Below are 14,303 nucleotides of genomic sequence, written 5' to 3'. Positions count from 1 at the left end.
CGATCCTATGACCGCACCTTTGCCCACTATCGTCGTCATCGGCTACAACCGGCCGAAAAGCCTCAGCCGCCTGCTCGGTTCGCTGATCAAGGCGCGTTATCCCGAAGGCGATATTCGCCTGGTGATCAGCCTGGACAACTCCGGCAACCCCGAGCCGCGCAAGGTCGCTGAAGCATTCGACTGGCCGCATGGCGAGAAGCGCATCATCGCCCACCCCGAGCGCCTGGGCCTGCGCCAGCACGTGTTGAGCTGCGGCGACCTGACCGAGCAGTACGGCGACGTGATCATTCTCGAAGACGACCTGTTCGTGTCGCCATTCTTCTACGAGTACACCTCGCGTGCCTTGCAAGCCTATGCCGACGATGCCGGCGTGGCCGGCATCAGCCTGTACAGCGTGCAATTCAACCAGACCGCCAACCTGCCCTTCACGCCGATCGACGATGGCGATTCGGCCGTGCATTTCATGCAGATGGCAGCGTCCTGGGGCCAGGCCTGGTCGCGCCAACATTGGCAGGGCTTCCGCCAATGGCTGGCAAGCAATGGCACCGATATCAGTCACATTGAGGGTATCCCGGCGGATATCCGCGGCTGGCCGGAATCGTCATGGCTCAAGCTGTTTACCGCCTACATCATTTCCCACGATCTGTACTTCGTGTATCCGTTCCGCTCGCTGAGCACCAACTTCGGCGACCCGGGCCAGCACTTCAATATCGCCTCTTCGCGCTTCCAAGTGCCGATTCAACAGCAGCCGATCGACTACCAGTTCGCCAAACGTGAGAACAGCGTGTCGATCTATGACGCCTTCTGCGAGCTGCTGCCCGCCTGCGTCAAACGTCAGAACCCGGTGCTTGCCGATTACGATTTCACGGTCAATCTCTATGGCTGCAAAACCTGCCGCAGCGGGCTGCAACTGACCCGCACGGAAGCCCGTGGCCTGCACAATTTCAGCCTTTCCATGAAGCCCATGGAACTGAGCATCCTGCACAACATCGAAGGTGAGGGCCTAGCCCTGATCGACTCGGCCGACATCGACGGCGCCAGCCTGTCGCGGCCCAAAACGGAGTACGACATCTACCGGTTTTTTTACAAGTTTCCGTCGGTACGGATCATTCTTTTTGGCGTCATGGAACGTCTTCAGTTGCTGTTCAAGCGTGCGACCTAACGGACCGCGTTCAGCAACCGAACTTAGCCCCCCAATCAATTGAACATCGCAGGTATTGCAATGGAACAGAAGAAAGCGCTCATCACCGGTATCACAGGCCAGGACGGCTCCTACCTCGCCGAATTCCTGCTGGAAAAAGGCTACCAGGTGCATGGCATCAAGCGTCGTGCCTCGTCGTTCAACACCCAGCGCGTGGACCACATCTACCAGGATCCGCACGTCGACAACCAGAACTTCATCCTGCACTACGGCGACCTCAACGACTCGTCCAACCTGACCCGCATCATCCAGGAAGTGCAGCCTGACGAGGTCTACAACCTCGGCGCGCAGTCCCACGTTGCGGTCAGTTTCGAAGCACCGGAATACACCGCTGACGTCGATGCCATGGGTACCCTGCGCATCCTCGAAGCCATCCGCCTGCTGGGCCTGGAAAAGAAAACCCGCTTCTACCAGGCCTCGACCTCCGAGCTGTACGGCCTGGTGCAGGAAACCCCGCAGAAGGAAACCACTCCCTTCTACCCGCGCTCGCCGTATGCGGTCGCCAAGCTGTACGCCTACTGGATCACCGTCAACTACCGCGAAGCCTATGGCATGTACGCGTGCAACGGCATCCTCTTCAACCATGAGTCGCCGCGTCGTGGCGAGACCTTCGTGACCCGCAAGATCACCCGCGGCATGGCCAACATCGCCCAGGGTCTCGAGCCGTGCCTGTACATGGGCAACATCGACTCGCTGCGTGACTGGGGTCATGCCAAGGACTACGTGCGCATGCAGTGGATGATGCTGCAGCAGGAGCAGCCAGACGACTTCGTGATCGCCACCGGCGTGCAGTACTCGGTGCGTGAATTCATTACCTGGTCGGCGGCCGAGTTGGGTGTGCACCTGCGTTTCGAAGGCACTGGTGTGGACGAGCAAGGCATCGTCGAGCGTATCGACGGCGACAAGGCCCCGGCTCTCAAGGTCGGTGACGTGATCGTGCGCATCGACCCGCGTTACTTCCGTCCTGCCGAAGTGGAAACCCTGCTGGGCGATCCCACCAAGGCCAAGACCGTGCTGGGCTGGACGCCGGAAATCACCGTGCAGGAAATGTGCGCCGAAATGGTTCGCGAAGACCTCAAGGTCGCTCAGCGCCATGCCCTGCTCAAGGAACACGGCCACGACATGCCGGTGTCCGTGGAGAACTGAGGATGAGCGCGACTTCTCTCGATCAGCGCATCTTCGTCGCCGGCCATCGCGGGATGGTCGGTTCGGCGATCGTGCGCCGCCTGCAGAGCCTGGGCTACCAGAACATCATCACCGCGCCGCGTGAAAGCGTGGACCTGGTCGACCCTGCCAGCGTGCAACGCTTCTTCGCCGACCAGCGCATCGACCAGGTTTACCTGGCCGCCGCCAAGGTCGGCGGCATCCACGCCAACAACCAGTACCCGGCCGACTTCATCTATCAGAACCTGATGATCGAAGCCAACGTCATCCACGCCGCGCATAACGCCGGCGTGAACAAGCTGCTGTCGCTGGGCAGCTCGTGCATCTACCCCAAGCATGCCGAGCAGCCAATGCGTGAAGAGGCGCTGCTGACCGGTGTACTGGAGTCGACCAACGAGCCCTACGCGATCGCCAAGATCGCCGGGATCAAGCTGTGCGAAAGCTACAACCGCCAGTTTGGCCGCGACTACCGCAGCGTGATGCCGACCAACCTGTACGGCCCGCACGACAACTACCACCCGGAAAACAGCCACGTCATCCCCGCCCTGCTGCGCCGCTTCCATGAAGCGACCCTGCGTGGCGATGATGAGGTGGTGATCTGGGGCAGTGGTACGCCGATGCGCGAGTTCCTGCACGTCGACGACATGGCCGCCGCCAGCGTCCACGTGATGAATCTGGATGACGCCACTTACCAGGCGCACACCCAGCCGATGCTCTCGCACATCAACGTCGGCACCGGGCAGGACTGCACCATCCGCGAGCTGGCAGAAACCATCGCGCGGGTCACCGAGTTCCAGGGTCGCCTGAGCTTCGACAGCAGCAAGCCCGATGGTACGCCACGCAAGCTGATGGACGTATCGCGCCTGGCCAAGCTGGGCTGGACGGCGAGCATCGACCTGGAAACCGGCCTGCGCGATGCGTATCGCTGGTTCGTCGAGCACATCGACGACGTGCGCAGCTGATGTTCCTGCCGACCGACACCTTCAAGACGGTAGTCGCCAGCACCCCGCTGGTGTCTATCGATCTGCTGGTTCGCAACGCAGCGGGCGAGCTGCTACTGGGCGAGCGGCTCAACCGCCCCGCCCAGGGCAGCTGGTTCGCACCAGGTGGGCGCATTCTCAAGAATGAACGCCTGGATGCTGCCTTCGAACGCCTGACCCAGGATGAACTGGGCCAGGCATTCAAACGCGCCCAGGGCAAGCTACTCGGCGTGTACGAACATTTTTATGACGACAGCGTGTTTGGCGATGCGCCAGACACTCACTACGTGGTAATCGCTTACGCTCTGGATTTGAGTGCCGAGCAAACCGTGCAACCGCCCAGCGTGCAGCATGGTCGCTACCGCTGGTGGCCGCTGGAGGCAATGCGCGACGAACCGCGTATCCACAGCAATACGCGCGACTACCTGCAGGCGCTGTACTGAAGCACTCGCAAGCCGCACCTCTGCGGTACCGGCTTGCGAGCCAAGACAATTTCGATATGGGAACGCGAGCTTGTTCAAGCAACTCCTGGCATACCGCAATCTGCTGCTGATCTTGTTCGTTCTGAACTCGGCCTGTTTCTTCCTGACCGATGACAAGAAAGCCGGCATCCCCTTCCTGCGCGAGATGTATCTGCTCGCTGTGGTGGGCAGCGCTGCGGCTCTGTTTTTGGTCTGGAGACGCGTCTACCAGTCCAAAACCAGCCTATGGATTCTCTTCATGGGGCTTGCCTTGCCGGTGATTTCGGCGATTCTGGCCAACCTCAATTTCGATCAGCCGTTCCTCTACGGCTTGCTCGAAGAGCGTCGCAGCCTGGCATATCTGGTGTTCTTCCCGGCGCTGTTCTTGATGATCAAGACGTCACCGACGCAAAAGCATCTGGAGACGTTCTTCCTTTACTCGGGCCTGGCCTGTGCGTTTGTCGGTTATTGCTACTACTTCGGTATCATCCCGGAAAACGGCAACGTTTCGTTCACCGTGGACGCCAAGGATGCCGGCGACGTGCTGTTGCGGCCCAACCGTTTCCGTATCGGTTCCAGCTACGTGACGCTGAGCGCATTCATGCTGATGTACAGCATGAAAGAACGCATCTCGCTGTTCAAAGTATGCACCCTGCTGTTTTTCGCCTCCTACTTATGGCTGGTACTGCAGACCCGTCAAACCATGATCATCTGGTGCCTGGCCGGCTTGTGGATCTTCCGCGACCGCATCGACTCGCTGATCAAACTCGGCCTGCTGGCAGCCACGATCCTGGTGGCCTCGTATTTCATCTTTCCCGAGTTCTACTACGAGCAGTTCGCCAAATTCGAGGCGCTGCTTGATGAAGCGACCACCGGGCCAGGCGTGCGTGACACCACCACGGCGATCATCCTGGGCGCAGTCGCCGACAACTGGTACATCGGCATGGGCTCGCTGTCGCTGCAATGGAAAGGCGGCTTCGGGGCGCTCTATAACCAGCACTTCTACCTGTCGGATGTGGGCATCTTCGGCGTGTACTACCGCTACGGATTCCTCACGCCGCTGATCGCCTTGATCTTTTATGCGGGCTACCTGCGCATCATGAAGCGCTGCCCGCAAAAAGGTCCGCTGCTTAGCGCGTTCCAGCTGGTCTTCTGGTTCCAGATGCTCAACATGTTCCTGTCCAACTCGCTGATGTACGGCGGTGATGTACTGGGCATCGGCGCCGCCTGTTTCCTTTACTTCTCCCGCGCTTACGCAACGGAAAAATCCCCGACTCGAGAGCTCAGAGGCACACGCCATGACAACCTTCAGTATCGTGACCATCAACTGGAATAATCTGGAAGGCCTCAAACAGACCTACCAGAGTGTGGCCGCCCAGACCTACCGCAACTTCCGCTGGATCGTCGTCGACGGCGCCTCCACCGACGGTGGCGCCGAGTGGCTGGCGACCGTTGACGAGCCCTACGCCGAGATCACCTCGGAGCGTGACAAGGGCCTGTATGACGCCATGAACAAAGGCCTGATCAAAGGATCGGCCACCGAGGGCTACACCCTGTTCCTGAACAGCGGTGACTCGTTCTACGACGAAAACGTGTTGCAGAAGGTTGCCGACGCCATCGAGCGCGCGCCAAGCAAGCCGCGTTACGTCTACGGCGACTATTACCTGCAAAACGCTGAAGGCCGCCTCACTCCGCAGAGCGCCAAGAAGATCGAGCACCTGGTGCTGGGCATGCCATCCAGCCACCAGGCGATGTATTTCGAGAACGAAAGGCTGCGCAGCGTGCGTTTTCGCGACGATTACAAGCTGTCGGCGGACTACTGCATGATCGTCGAATTCCTCCAGGGCCAAGACCACAAGCGCGACGTTCTCAAGGTCGCCTCGCCGCTGTGCATCTTCGACACCACCGGCGTATCCACCAGCCGCCGTTTCGATGCGCTGAAGGAAGACATGCGCATCCGTCGGGAGGTCATGAAACTATCACCGCTGCACAGTATCTCTTTGTATGTCCTGCACTACGTGCATACCCATAGCAAGTTGTTGAAAGCGGCATTGGGCAAATGAACCGCGAGCAACAACAGCCCATACCCGTGCGCAGCACGCGCCAGTGGCGCAAGGAAGTGTTGATGAAAGCTTTTGATATCGAGTTCTACGCAGGCTCAAAAGAACAGTTGATTGATGACTTGGTCGAGCACAGCACCGACAAGTACAGTTTTATCGTGACGCCCAATGTGAACCACGTGGTGCAGCTGGAAACCGATCGCGACCTCAAGCGCGCGTATGCCGTAGCTCGCCATCGCATTTGTGACAGCCGCGTACTGCTACCCCTGCTGCGCATGCTCAAGGTGCCGGTACAGGACGCCATTCCGGGCAGCACCCTCACCGAGGAGCTGATTGGCATCGCCGAGGCTCGCGCCTGGAACGTGACGGTTATCGGCTGCGAAGATGCCGACATCCAGCAACTGCGCGCACGCTATCCGCACATTACGTTTCACCACCACAACCCACCGATGGGCTTTATCGACAGCGAAGAAGCAATCCAGGCGTGCCTTTCCTTCGTGGTCAATCACCCGTCCAATCTGGTCGTGCTGTCGGTGGGCTGCCCGCGCCAGGAAATCCTCGCGCAGAAAATCCTCGAAACCGACCAGGCTGTCGGCATCGGCCTGTGCGTGGGTGCATCGATCAACTTTCTGTCCGGGAAAATCCAGCGTGCTCCCCTGTGGGTGCAACATTGTTCCCTGGAATGGCTGCACCGCGCCTTCACCGAGCCGCGCCGGCTGGTAGGCCGTTACGCGCGCGACGCGTTTCGCATCCTGCCGATCCTGCTCAGGGAATTCAAACTACGGCAATCACTCTTCATGGGAGGAGCTCCACGATGATTCCTGTCATTCTTTCCGGCGGTAACGGCTCGCGCCTGTGGCCGCTTTCGCGTCAACTGAACCCCAAGCAGTTCCTGCCCATCGCCGACGATTCGCTGTCCATGCTGCAGGCGACCATCCGCCGCCTGGACGGCCTGCAAGTCAGTCCGCCGTGCCTGATCTGCAACGAGGAGCATCGTTTCCTCGCCGCTGAGCAGCTGCGCACGCTGGGCATCGACAACGCCAGCATTCTGCTTGAGCCTGTTGGCCGCAACACGGCGCCTGCGGTCGCCCTGGCGGCCATCCAGGCCCTGGAAAAAGAACATGACCCGGTGCTGCTGGTGCTGGCTGCCGACCACCTGATCAAGGACGTCGACGCCTTCCACCGCGCCATCGAAACCGCCCTGCCCTTCGCCCAGGCCGGCAAGCTGGTGACGTTCGGCATCGTGCCTACCCACGCAGAAACCGGTTACGGCTATTTGCAGAAAGGCGCCTCCGCTGGCGAAGGCGGTTATGCCGTGCAGAGCTTCGTCGAGAAGCCCGACAGCGAGACCGCCGAGCGCTATCTGGCCTCCGGTGAACATTTCTGGAACAGCGGTATGTTCATGTTCCGCGCCAGCCGCTACCTCGAAGAGTTGCAGCGCTGGCAGCCGGAAATGCTCGACGCCTGCCGTCGTGCTTCCGCCCAGAGCGAGCAGGACATGCACTTCGTGCGTATCGGCAAGGAAGCATTCGCGGCCTGCCCGGAAGATTCCATCGACTATGCCGTAATGGAAAAAACCGAAGATGCGGTAATGGTGCCGCTGGACGCCGGCTGGAGCGATATTGGCTCCTGGTCCGCGCTGTGGGATGTCAGCGACAAGGACGCCCAGGGTAATGTGCACAAGGGCGACGTGCTCAGCCACGACAGCCACAACAACTACGTACACGCCGATTACCGCCTGGTCACCACCGTGGGCGTCGAAAACCTGATCATCGTCGAAACCAAAGACACGATCATGGTCGCGCACAAGGACAAGGCCCAGGAGGTCAAACGCATCGTCGAGCAGCTCAAGCGCGAAGAGCGTTGCGAGCACCTCAACAACCGCGAGGTGTATCGCCCGTGGGGTATGTACGACTCGATCGACCAGGGTCAGCGCTATCAGGTTAAACGCATCACCGTTAAGCCGGGCGCCAAGCTGTCGGTGCAGATGCACCACCACCGCGCCGAACACTGGATCGTGGTCAGCGGCACCGCTCAGGTGACCAACGGCGACGAGACCTACATGGTCACGGAGAACCAGTCGACCTTCATTCCGATCGGCCAGATTCACGCCCTGGAAAACCCGGGCATGATTCCGCTTGAGCTGATCGAAGTACAGTCCGGCACCTACCTCGGCGAAGACGATATCGTTCGTTTTTCCGACAATTATGGCCGGGTCAAGGAACTCAAGGTTTCCGCGGCCTGATCATCCGCGGTAGCGTCAGGGCAACCTGACGCTACCGTTTTCCCATCAACCCTCAACCGCTTAACCGCTTAACCGCCGGACGCCCCCCGCAGCCCTCTCTGCACTGTTCCGGTTATCGAAGATGTCCTCCCCGGACACTTGCACCTTTTTATTGCTGCACCTGCCCATCGGCGCTTTCCGCGCTGACGCGTACCCATGCGACTCGATAAAACATCGGATTACCAAAGCTGATTTCGAAGCCATAAAGGAGAGCTTCCATGAACTACAGAAGTATTAGCGACCTATCTGATCTGGTGAACAAGCAGGCCGGCAAGATACCCCCGGATGTTGAACTGATTGTCGGTATACCGCGCAGCGGCATGCTCGTCGCCAGCATCATTGCGTTGAAGCTGAACCTGCCGCTAATTGATCTGCAGTCATTTCTGCGCAATGAAGCGCTCAAACGCGGCTCCACGCGCACCTACAAGTTCGGCCATCTGCAGCAGGCATGGGACGCAACCAGAATTCTTCTGGTCGACGACAGCATTGCCACGGGCGCAGCCATGCAGGAGGCGGTAAGCAAAGTGGTCGATGTGTATCAGGGTGCCGTGCTGACCTTCGCGGCATTCGCCACGCCAGGTAACAGCCATCGGGTAGACGTGCACCTCGAAGAACTCGAACAACCCCGAGTATTCGAGTGGAACATCATGCATCACCACTTCATCGAGAACGCCTGCCTGGATATCGACGGTGTCCTCTGTGAAGATCCCACACCCGAGCAGAACGACGACGGCCCGCTGTACGTCAACTTCCTCAACACCGCCAAACCGCTGTTCATTCCATCGGTCAAGGTGGCCAACCTAGTCACCAGTCGCCTCGAAAAATATCGGCCCCAGACCGAAGCCTGGCTCAGCGCCAATAACGTTCAGTATGGGCAATTGCACATGCTTGATTTGCCCACCGCGGAAGAACGTCGACGCTTGAATATTCACCATGCCTTCAAGGCAGGTGTATATAAACGTATGCACGCCTCCATGCTCTTCGTTGAAAGCGAACAACACCAGGCTGTGGAAATCATGGTGCAATCCAATAAACCTGTTTACTGCATTGAAAACAATCGCATGTATGTACCAGGCCGAAGTTTCGCAACCTTACAAATAAAAGCCGTACGAAAAGCGCGTAATTTCAAACAGCGTTTAGCGAATAAAGTACGCCGGTTACTGACCCGGTTCACTCGCCCGGTTGATACCAACAGCGCTTAGTAAAAACTTCAGTCCCCGCTCGAGCGCGCTAAATCGGTGCTTACGCACCGATTTAGCGATGCTGACCGCGTGCCAGCATCCGCCTGTCGGACACGCATAAATTGCAATTGGCCATCAGTTTCGATTCCCTCCGCCTGAGCCCGCGATACCGGGCGCATGCAGCGTTATCCGCTTGAAGTCATCTAAATGGCCAATGAGGTTATTTAAAACTTCATCGGGGGGTGGTGAACTTACCCTCGTGACGATGTACCAATAACTTGATCGCAACGTTATGACCGAGGTTCTTGCTGTGAAATTTACGTTCCCCAAGCTCTACGACCCGCTGATAACGAAATTGAAGCTGGTTGATGAAGGAAAGCAGGAGCTCCTGCTGACCGAGCTGCGTGAGGTCAAGACGCCCACGACTCTAGGGTTCCTCAATCAACATGGCTATAACATCGCTCATGCCGACAAGGATGTACGACGCAACTTCCTGCGCCTGAACTATCTGCTGCGCGATGGCATCGGCGTGAAGGTCGCGTGCCAGCTGAACGGCAGGGAACCGCGCGCGAACCTCAACGGTACGGATTTCATTCCCGATCTCATCGAGCACCTGGACGGTGATACCGGGCGGTTTCAGTTCTTCGCCCTTGGCACTCAAGAGCCTTGGCTCAGCGAGGGCGCTGCCCGCCTGTTCAAGGGGCGGCCCTTCACCGCCGCGGATGGTTTTCGCGATGCAGACAGCTACCCTGAATTCGTCGCCGAGCACCTCCAGCCAGGCAAGACGCCAATCATCGTTCTCGCCATGGGCATGCCCAAGCAGGAAGAAGTCGCCATCAAGCTGCAGCGTGCGCTGAAAGGTCCGGCGTTGATGATCTGCGGTGGTGCGATCCTCGACTTCTCCGCAGAGCGTTTCAGCCGCGCCCCGCTGCCGGTTCGCAAGATTGGCATGGAGTGGGCCTATCGGCTTGTCAAAGAGCCCCGTCGCCTGTTCAAGCGCTACGTGATCGGGATTCCGCAGTTTTTTTACTACGTGGTACGCAACGGCCTGGGCAGTACAGTCCGCGTCAGCGAGCAGGGTGCTTACAACCGTAAGTCCTGAGCAGGCTGCCCGAAACGAAAATGCCCCGGCTGATCGCTCAACCGGGGCATTTTTATGGTGCCTATAGAGATGCGCCGCCTGGGTTGACCAGACGGCTTTATGCTCAGCGGCCGGCGCCCAGCGCGACGCCCTTGGCTAGCTGCGTACTGCCATGCTGCCCGATCAGCTCGAACACCTCGTTCCACATCGCCTGAGTACGTGTTTTCAGCTCGCCCGAGTGAGCATTCAGGCGCGTCGATAGCGCCTGCATCTGTGCAGGATCCGTCAGATAGTCGAGGGCACTGGACAGCTCTTCGTCACTGAGGTTGATGTTCAGCACGCCTTCGGCGAATCCGTAATCGGCGAACAGCATCTGGTATTTGTGGCTCCAGCCAGTGGCTAGTGATGGCACGCCTTGCGACAGCGCACTGACCAGACCGTGAAAACGGCTGCCCAAGGTGCCACGACAGGCGCCAAGAATACCCTTGATGGCCAGCGGGTCGGTTTCACGCAGGATCGGCAGGCCACCGACCGCTTGCGACACCTGTTCGGCCACGCGTGCATCGCCCTCGCCTTCGTGTATCAGCAGGAACGGCTTGGCGCCTCGTTCCACCAGCATCTTGGTCGCGCGCTGCAGAAATGGCACGTAACCCTGGGCAACGCTGTCGCCAGTCTTGTCGAGCATCCGACAGTTGGGCACCACGCAGACCTGATGAATCTCAGGGTCAAAATAGCTCGGCAGCGTACCGGTGATCAGGTTGGTGAAATCCGGCGCCAGCTTGATGTTGTCACGCTCGCCGACGATCTCGGTGAGGTAATCGTAGGAGATCTGCTCACGGGCGAAGATCAGGTCGCAGTTTTCGACGAAGGCCTTAACCGCGTCCTTGCTCTTCTGGTCACGAAACGGGCCGAATGCCTGGGGCAACAGAATCACCTTGCTGCCGTTCTTCTTCCAGCGCTTGCTGGAACGCGCCAACTCCTCGGACAGATCCGGGCCCCACTGATCGCTGTAGGCGAAGCCAGCAGCGTCGAGCACCACGTCCACTTCCTTGTCCAGCACCACGCCGTACTGCTCGCGAATGCCGGCAGGCACCACCGCCGCCAGGTCACCGAACGGGATGCCGGCGCGCCACAGCCAGGCTTTCTGATACAGGCCAAGAGACGCGCGGTTGACATACGGATAGGGGCTTTTGGCGCGACCAGGTTCCATCACTACCTTGGCAGCGGGAAGATTGCGCTGCACCTGTTGCAGGGCCGCGTGCAACATCAATGCAGCCCCCTTGTTGACGAAACCGGCTTTGCGAATCTCGACGTACATATCACGTTCTCCTGAATTCACGAATCAACTGAGGCACGCTGATGAAGGCGTGCAAACAAATACTTTTGGTCATCATGATGAACAGCGGCCGTGTCCTGCGTGACAGCAGCAGGCTCACGTAACCGGCGATGGAATAAGAAATCAGCGTCGCCCAGGCAGAGCCGACAACACCGTGGCTGCGGATCAGGAAGTAGTTGAGCACGATGTTGCTCACGGCCCCGAGCCCCTGGGTGACCAGAGAAAAGATGAACGCCTCTTCGATGATGATCCACTTGCTGAACAGCGCACGCATGAACACGAAAGTCGCCGCGAAGATATGCACCGCCAGCACAGCGCCGGCGTCGCGGTACTGCTCGCCGTACAGGCCCAACACGATCCAGTCGGACAACAGGAAAACCACCACCGCCAAGCCGAAGGCCGTGAAGAACAACACGTCCAGCGCCACCTGCATAAAACGGTTGTAGGCGGCCGTATCGGTCTTGCTGAGGTCGATCATCTTGGGAAAGACCGAAGCCATCAGAATGGTCGGGATCAGGTACCAGGCTTCCGATAAGCGCGACGCCGCCGAGTACACGCCAACGGCGTAGTCGCCGAGCATGTACTGCAGCATGATCTGATCGACCTTGAGGTAGATCACCGCAGACAGCGAACCAAGGAATATCAGCACGCTTTTCTTCAGCAGTGCCTTGCCCAGCGGCCAGGAGAAGTCGAAACGGAACGACCGTTTGAGCATCACCGCGTAGCACACCAGAATCGCCGAGGTCACCATCACCACCACGACGTGGGCCAGGGCGATATACACCAGGCCCGCACCGGCGATGGCCAGGATCATCTTCAGACCGTTGCCGCCCAACTGCCCGACGAAACCTGCCACCGCCGCATACTTGGCCTGTACTCGCGCCTGGAACCAGTCGATGAGCATTTCGAACGGCGTGAAGAACAACGCCAGCGCGGTGAACAGCAGCACCAGAAAGTTGCGGTCGTTACCGAGGAAGTAAGTGCCCATCATGATCGCGAAGGCGACCACCGAGCAGCTCACCTTGATCACGAACACCGTGGACAGGATCTGATCTTCGTTTTCCGGGTTGCTGCGCAGCTCCTTGACCACCAGCCCCGTCAGCCCGAGGTGCACGACGATGCTGAGCAAACCCAGCAGCGCCAGCGCGTAGTTCAGGTAACCAAAGTCTTCAGGCCCCAGGTATCTGGCCAGTACGACTGTGGTCGCCAGCCCGATGGCCAGCATCAGAAACTTCTCGGCGAGCATCCAACCCGAATTGAGGAGGTATTTCATGCCCTCCTGGACACGCGAAGCGCTCATCGACTGGACGTCTCCAGCTGCCCGTAGGTACGGGCCTCTTCCAGCGACAGCTTCTGCGAATAGGGCACCAGACCGGTGTCCGCGGCGTAGCCAAGCGAGATGAACATGACGATGCGCTCGTCCGGATCGAGCTTGAGCAGCTTGGCAGCAGCCTCCTCACGCTCGGGAATGTCCGGCCAGTTGATCGAGCAGGAGGAAACCCCCTGGGCTTCCAGCGCGAACATGAACGACATCGCGGCCAACGCGCCGTCGATATAAATGACGTGACGATCACGTACGTGTGGATAGGCGCGCAGACGACCGACCACGGCGACAATCGCCGGGAAGTTGTGATCGAAACCAGCAACGCCCATAGGCAGGCGTGATGCCTGCGCCACCGACACAGCATCGTCGAAAATCAGGAAGCGATAAGGCTGACGGTTACAAGCACTCGGTGACTGCACGGCGACTTCCACGGCCTTGTCGATCACCTCGCGCGGCACCGGGCGATCCTGGTACCAACGCACCGAACGGCGCTTCATCGACAGCTGACGCATGGCGGTGTAATCCACGCTTGGCGTGCTCACGTCCGCGACAAACGGCACGCGGTTGGCACCAGGGGTACGCAGGCTGCTTGGCGAACCGGCCGGTCGTTCGATACGCGCGAACTTCTCTCGCGCTCGATTGATTACCGGGTGTTCACTGGTCACCGCAAAATACTCGGCGAGCACATCGTGCGCCCAGCTGACCTCGTCGCGATCCACGTTGCCGTTGAGCGAGGCGATGTAGCTGTCGACCGTGTCACCAATGTAGTCCAGGGCGAATACCTCGCGCCGAGGCTGCATGATCAGGCCTTTCTCGATACGGTGCACGGCACGGCGCAGGAAATAGTTCACCGGCTCAGCGCCGGAGAGATTTTCTTCATGCTGCAAGTGGCCGACCACCACTGCATAGGCTTCGCGGTCGAACGCCGAGGAGAAGAACGAATAGTGAAAGCGGCGCAGCGTGGCCGACCGCGACAGCGCCCGAATCCAACCTATGGCGAATTTCTTCTGCAACCCCTTAAGGCTGTCGATGCTGTCCCGAGGTAATACCTTCTTGAGGGATTCCTTCAACATTTTCATAGGCCGTGTCTACCGTTCAATGGTTAATATCTCCCCCACCGTCGCCGTAGCGGTACGGCGACATTGATTGATAGGCGCAGGCAGTTACCAGCTGAACCGCAAGCACCCGTGCGCCGCCAATACCCTTCCTGACGAGCGCAAACAGCTCGCCG

Annotated in this window: 13 protein-coding genes; 10 read left to right on the top strand and 3 right to left on the bottom strand. The window is 59.2% G+C overall.

All coding sequences use genetic code 11. The annotated features are described in order from the left end of the window. Positions 1 to 7: 7 nt before the first annotated feature. The 10 genes from BLS60_RS03390 to BLS60_RS03345 all read left to right on the top strand — a co-directional run bounded on the left by BLS60_RS03390 (position 8) and on the right by BLS60_RS03345 (position 10,433). Entirely contained in the window at positions 8 to 1,162 is a 1,155-nt protein-coding gene (locus tag BLS60_RS03390; protein ID WP_092364624.1) for a glycosyl transferase family 2, read from the top strand. Positions 1,163 to 1,222: 60 nt separating this feature from the next. Further along, the gene (gmd, locus tag BLS60_RS03385) at positions 1,223 to 2,347 is read left to right on the top strand and encodes a GDP-mannose 4,6-dehydratase (RefSeq protein WP_092364621.1); all 1,125 of its coding nucleotides are present in this window, start codon (positions 1,223 to 1,225) and stop codon (positions 2,345 to 2,347) included. A 2-nt stretch (positions 2,348 to 2,349) separates the two neighbouring features. Then, positions 2,350 to 3,327 carry a GDP-L-fucose synthase gene (gene fcl, locus BLS60_RS03380; protein ID WP_092364618.1) on the top strand — a complete coding sequence of 326 codons (978 nt, stop codon included), beginning with the start codon at positions 2,350 to 2,352 and terminating at the stop codon, positions 3,325 to 3,327. Continuing rightward, the gene (locus tag BLS60_RS03375) at positions 3,327 to 3,788 is read left to right on the top strand and encodes a GDP-mannose mannosyl hydrolase (RefSeq protein ID WP_092364615.1); all 462 of its coding nucleotides are present in this window, start codon (positions 3,327 to 3,329) and stop codon (positions 3,786 to 3,788) included. The genes fcl and BLS60_RS03375 overlap by 1 nt, the downstream gene beginning before the upstream one ends. Before the next feature lie 70 nt (positions 3,789 to 3,858). Beyond that, positions 3,859 to 5,142, top strand: coding sequence for a hypothetical protein (locus tag BLS60_RS03370; protein WP_092364612.1), 1,284 nt, complete (start codon positions 3,859 to 3,861; stop codon positions 5,140 to 5,142). After that, positions 5,105 to 5,869, top strand: coding sequence for a glycosyltransferase (locus BLS60_RS03365; protein ID WP_070881556.1), 765 nt, complete (start codon positions 5,105 to 5,107; stop codon positions 5,867 to 5,869). The genes BLS60_RS03370 and BLS60_RS03365 overlap by 38 nt, the downstream gene beginning before the upstream one ends. A gap of 62 nt (positions 5,870 to 5,931) precedes the next feature. Beyond that, positions 5,932 to 6,684 (top strand): WecB/TagA/CpsF family glycosyltransferase, encoded by a 753-nt coding sequence (locus BLS60_RS03360; RefSeq protein WP_244153351.1) that lies wholly within the window; start codon positions 5,932 to 5,934, stop codon positions 6,682 to 6,684. Continuing rightward, complete coding sequence (locus tag BLS60_RS03355; protein WP_070881557.1) at positions 6,681 to 8,111, top strand: mannose-1-phosphate guanylyltransferase/mannose-6-phosphate isomerase; 1,431 nt, start codon at positions 6,681 to 6,683, stop codon at positions 8,109 to 8,111. Before BLS60_RS03360 ends, BLS60_RS03355 begins: the two co-directional genes overlap by 4 nt. Positions 8,112 to 8,368: 257 nt before the next feature. Continuing rightward, positions 8,369 to 9,352 (top strand): phosphoribosyltransferase family protein, encoded by a 984-nt coding sequence (locus BLS60_RS03350; RefSeq protein WP_070881558.1) that lies wholly within the window; start codon positions 8,369 to 8,371, stop codon positions 9,350 to 9,352. Positions 9,353 to 9,641: 289 nt separating this feature from the next. Continuing rightward, entirely contained in the window at positions 9,642 to 10,433 is a 792-nt protein-coding gene (locus BLS60_RS03345) for a WecB/TagA/CpsF family glycosyltransferase (RefSeq protein WP_244153350.1), read from the top strand. Positions 10,434 to 10,536: 103 nt separating this feature from the next. Here BLS60_RS03345 and BLS60_RS03340 read toward each other — a convergent pair whose 3' ends face one another. Genes BLS60_RS03340 through BLS60_RS03330 form a run of 3 tightly spaced genes read right to left on the bottom strand, consistent with a single transcriptional unit; the run spans position 10,537 to position 14,151 of the window. After that, on the bottom strand, positions 10,537 to 11,730 hold the full coding sequence (locus BLS60_RS03340; RefSeq protein WP_070881560.1) for a polysaccharide pyruvyl transferase family protein: 1,194 nt from the start codon (positions 11,728 to 11,730) through the stop codon (positions 10,537 to 10,539). Position 11,731: 1 nt separating this feature from the next. Further along, positions 11,732 to 13,048: a flippase gene (locus BLS60_RS03335; RefSeq protein WP_092364603.1), complete on the bottom strand. Its 1,317-nt coding sequence runs from the start codon at positions 13,046 to 13,048 to the stop codon at positions 11,732 to 11,734. Beyond that, a complete protein-coding gene (locus tag BLS60_RS03330) occupies positions 13,045 to 14,151 on the bottom strand; it encodes a nitroreductase family protein (RefSeq protein WP_092364600.1) in 1,107 nt (368 codons plus the stop codon). Before BLS60_RS03330 ends, BLS60_RS03335 begins: the two co-directional genes overlap by 4 nt. Positions 14,152 to 14,303: the final 152 nt, after the last annotated feature.

The sequence above is a fragment of the Phytopseudomonas seleniipraecipitans genome, assembly GCF_900102335.1.
In the GTDB taxonomy this organism is placed as follows: domain Bacteria; phylum Pseudomonadota; class Gammaproteobacteria; order Pseudomonadales; family Pseudomonadaceae; genus Aquipseudomonas; species Aquipseudomonas seleniipraecipitans.
Note: the sequence above shows the minus strand (reverse complement) of the source record. Positions and strands in the feature narration are given on the sequence as shown.

Coding starts and splice junctions, on each gene's coding strand:
- BLS60_RS03335 (WP_092364603.1), bottom strand. CDS start 13,048: ATGAGCGCTTCGCGTGTCCAGGAGGGCATGAAATACCTCCTCAATTCG.
- BLS60_RS03340 (WP_070881560.1), bottom strand. CDS start 11,730: ATGTACGTCGAGATTCGCAAAGCCGGTTTCGTCAACAAGGGGGCTGCA.
- BLS60_RS03360 (WP_244153351.1), top strand. CDS start 5,932: ATGAAAGCTTTTGATATCGAGTTCTACGCAGGCTCAAAAGAACAGTTG.
- BLS60_RS03355 (WP_070881557.1), top strand. CDS start 6,681: ATGATTCCTGTCATTCTTTCCGGCGGTAACGGCTCGCGCCTGTGGCCG.
- BLS60_RS03350 (WP_070881558.1), top strand. CDS start 8,369: ATGAACTACAGAAGTATTAGCGACCTATCTGATCTGGTGAACAAGCAG.
- BLS60_RS03375 (WP_092364615.1), top strand. CDS start 3,327: ATGTTCCTGCCGACCGACACCTTCAAGACGGTAGTCGCCAGCACCCCG.
- BLS60_RS03330 (WP_092364600.1), bottom strand. CDS start 14,151: ATGAAAATGTTGAAGGAATCCCTCAAGAAGGTATTACCTCGGGACAGC.
- fcl (WP_092364618.1), top strand. CDS start 2,350: ATGAGCGCGACTTCTCTCGATCAGCGCATCTTCGTCGCCGGCCATCGC.
- BLS60_RS03390 (WP_092364624.1), top strand. CDS start 8: ATGACCGCACCTTTGCCCACTATCGTCGTCATCGGCTACAACCGGCCG.
- gmd (WP_092364621.1), top strand. CDS start 1,223: ATGGAACAGAAGAAAGCGCTCATCACCGGTATCACAGGCCAGGACGGC.
- BLS60_RS03365 (WP_070881556.1), top strand. CDS start 5,105: ATGACAACCTTCAGTATCGTGACCATCAACTGGAATAATCTGGAAGGC.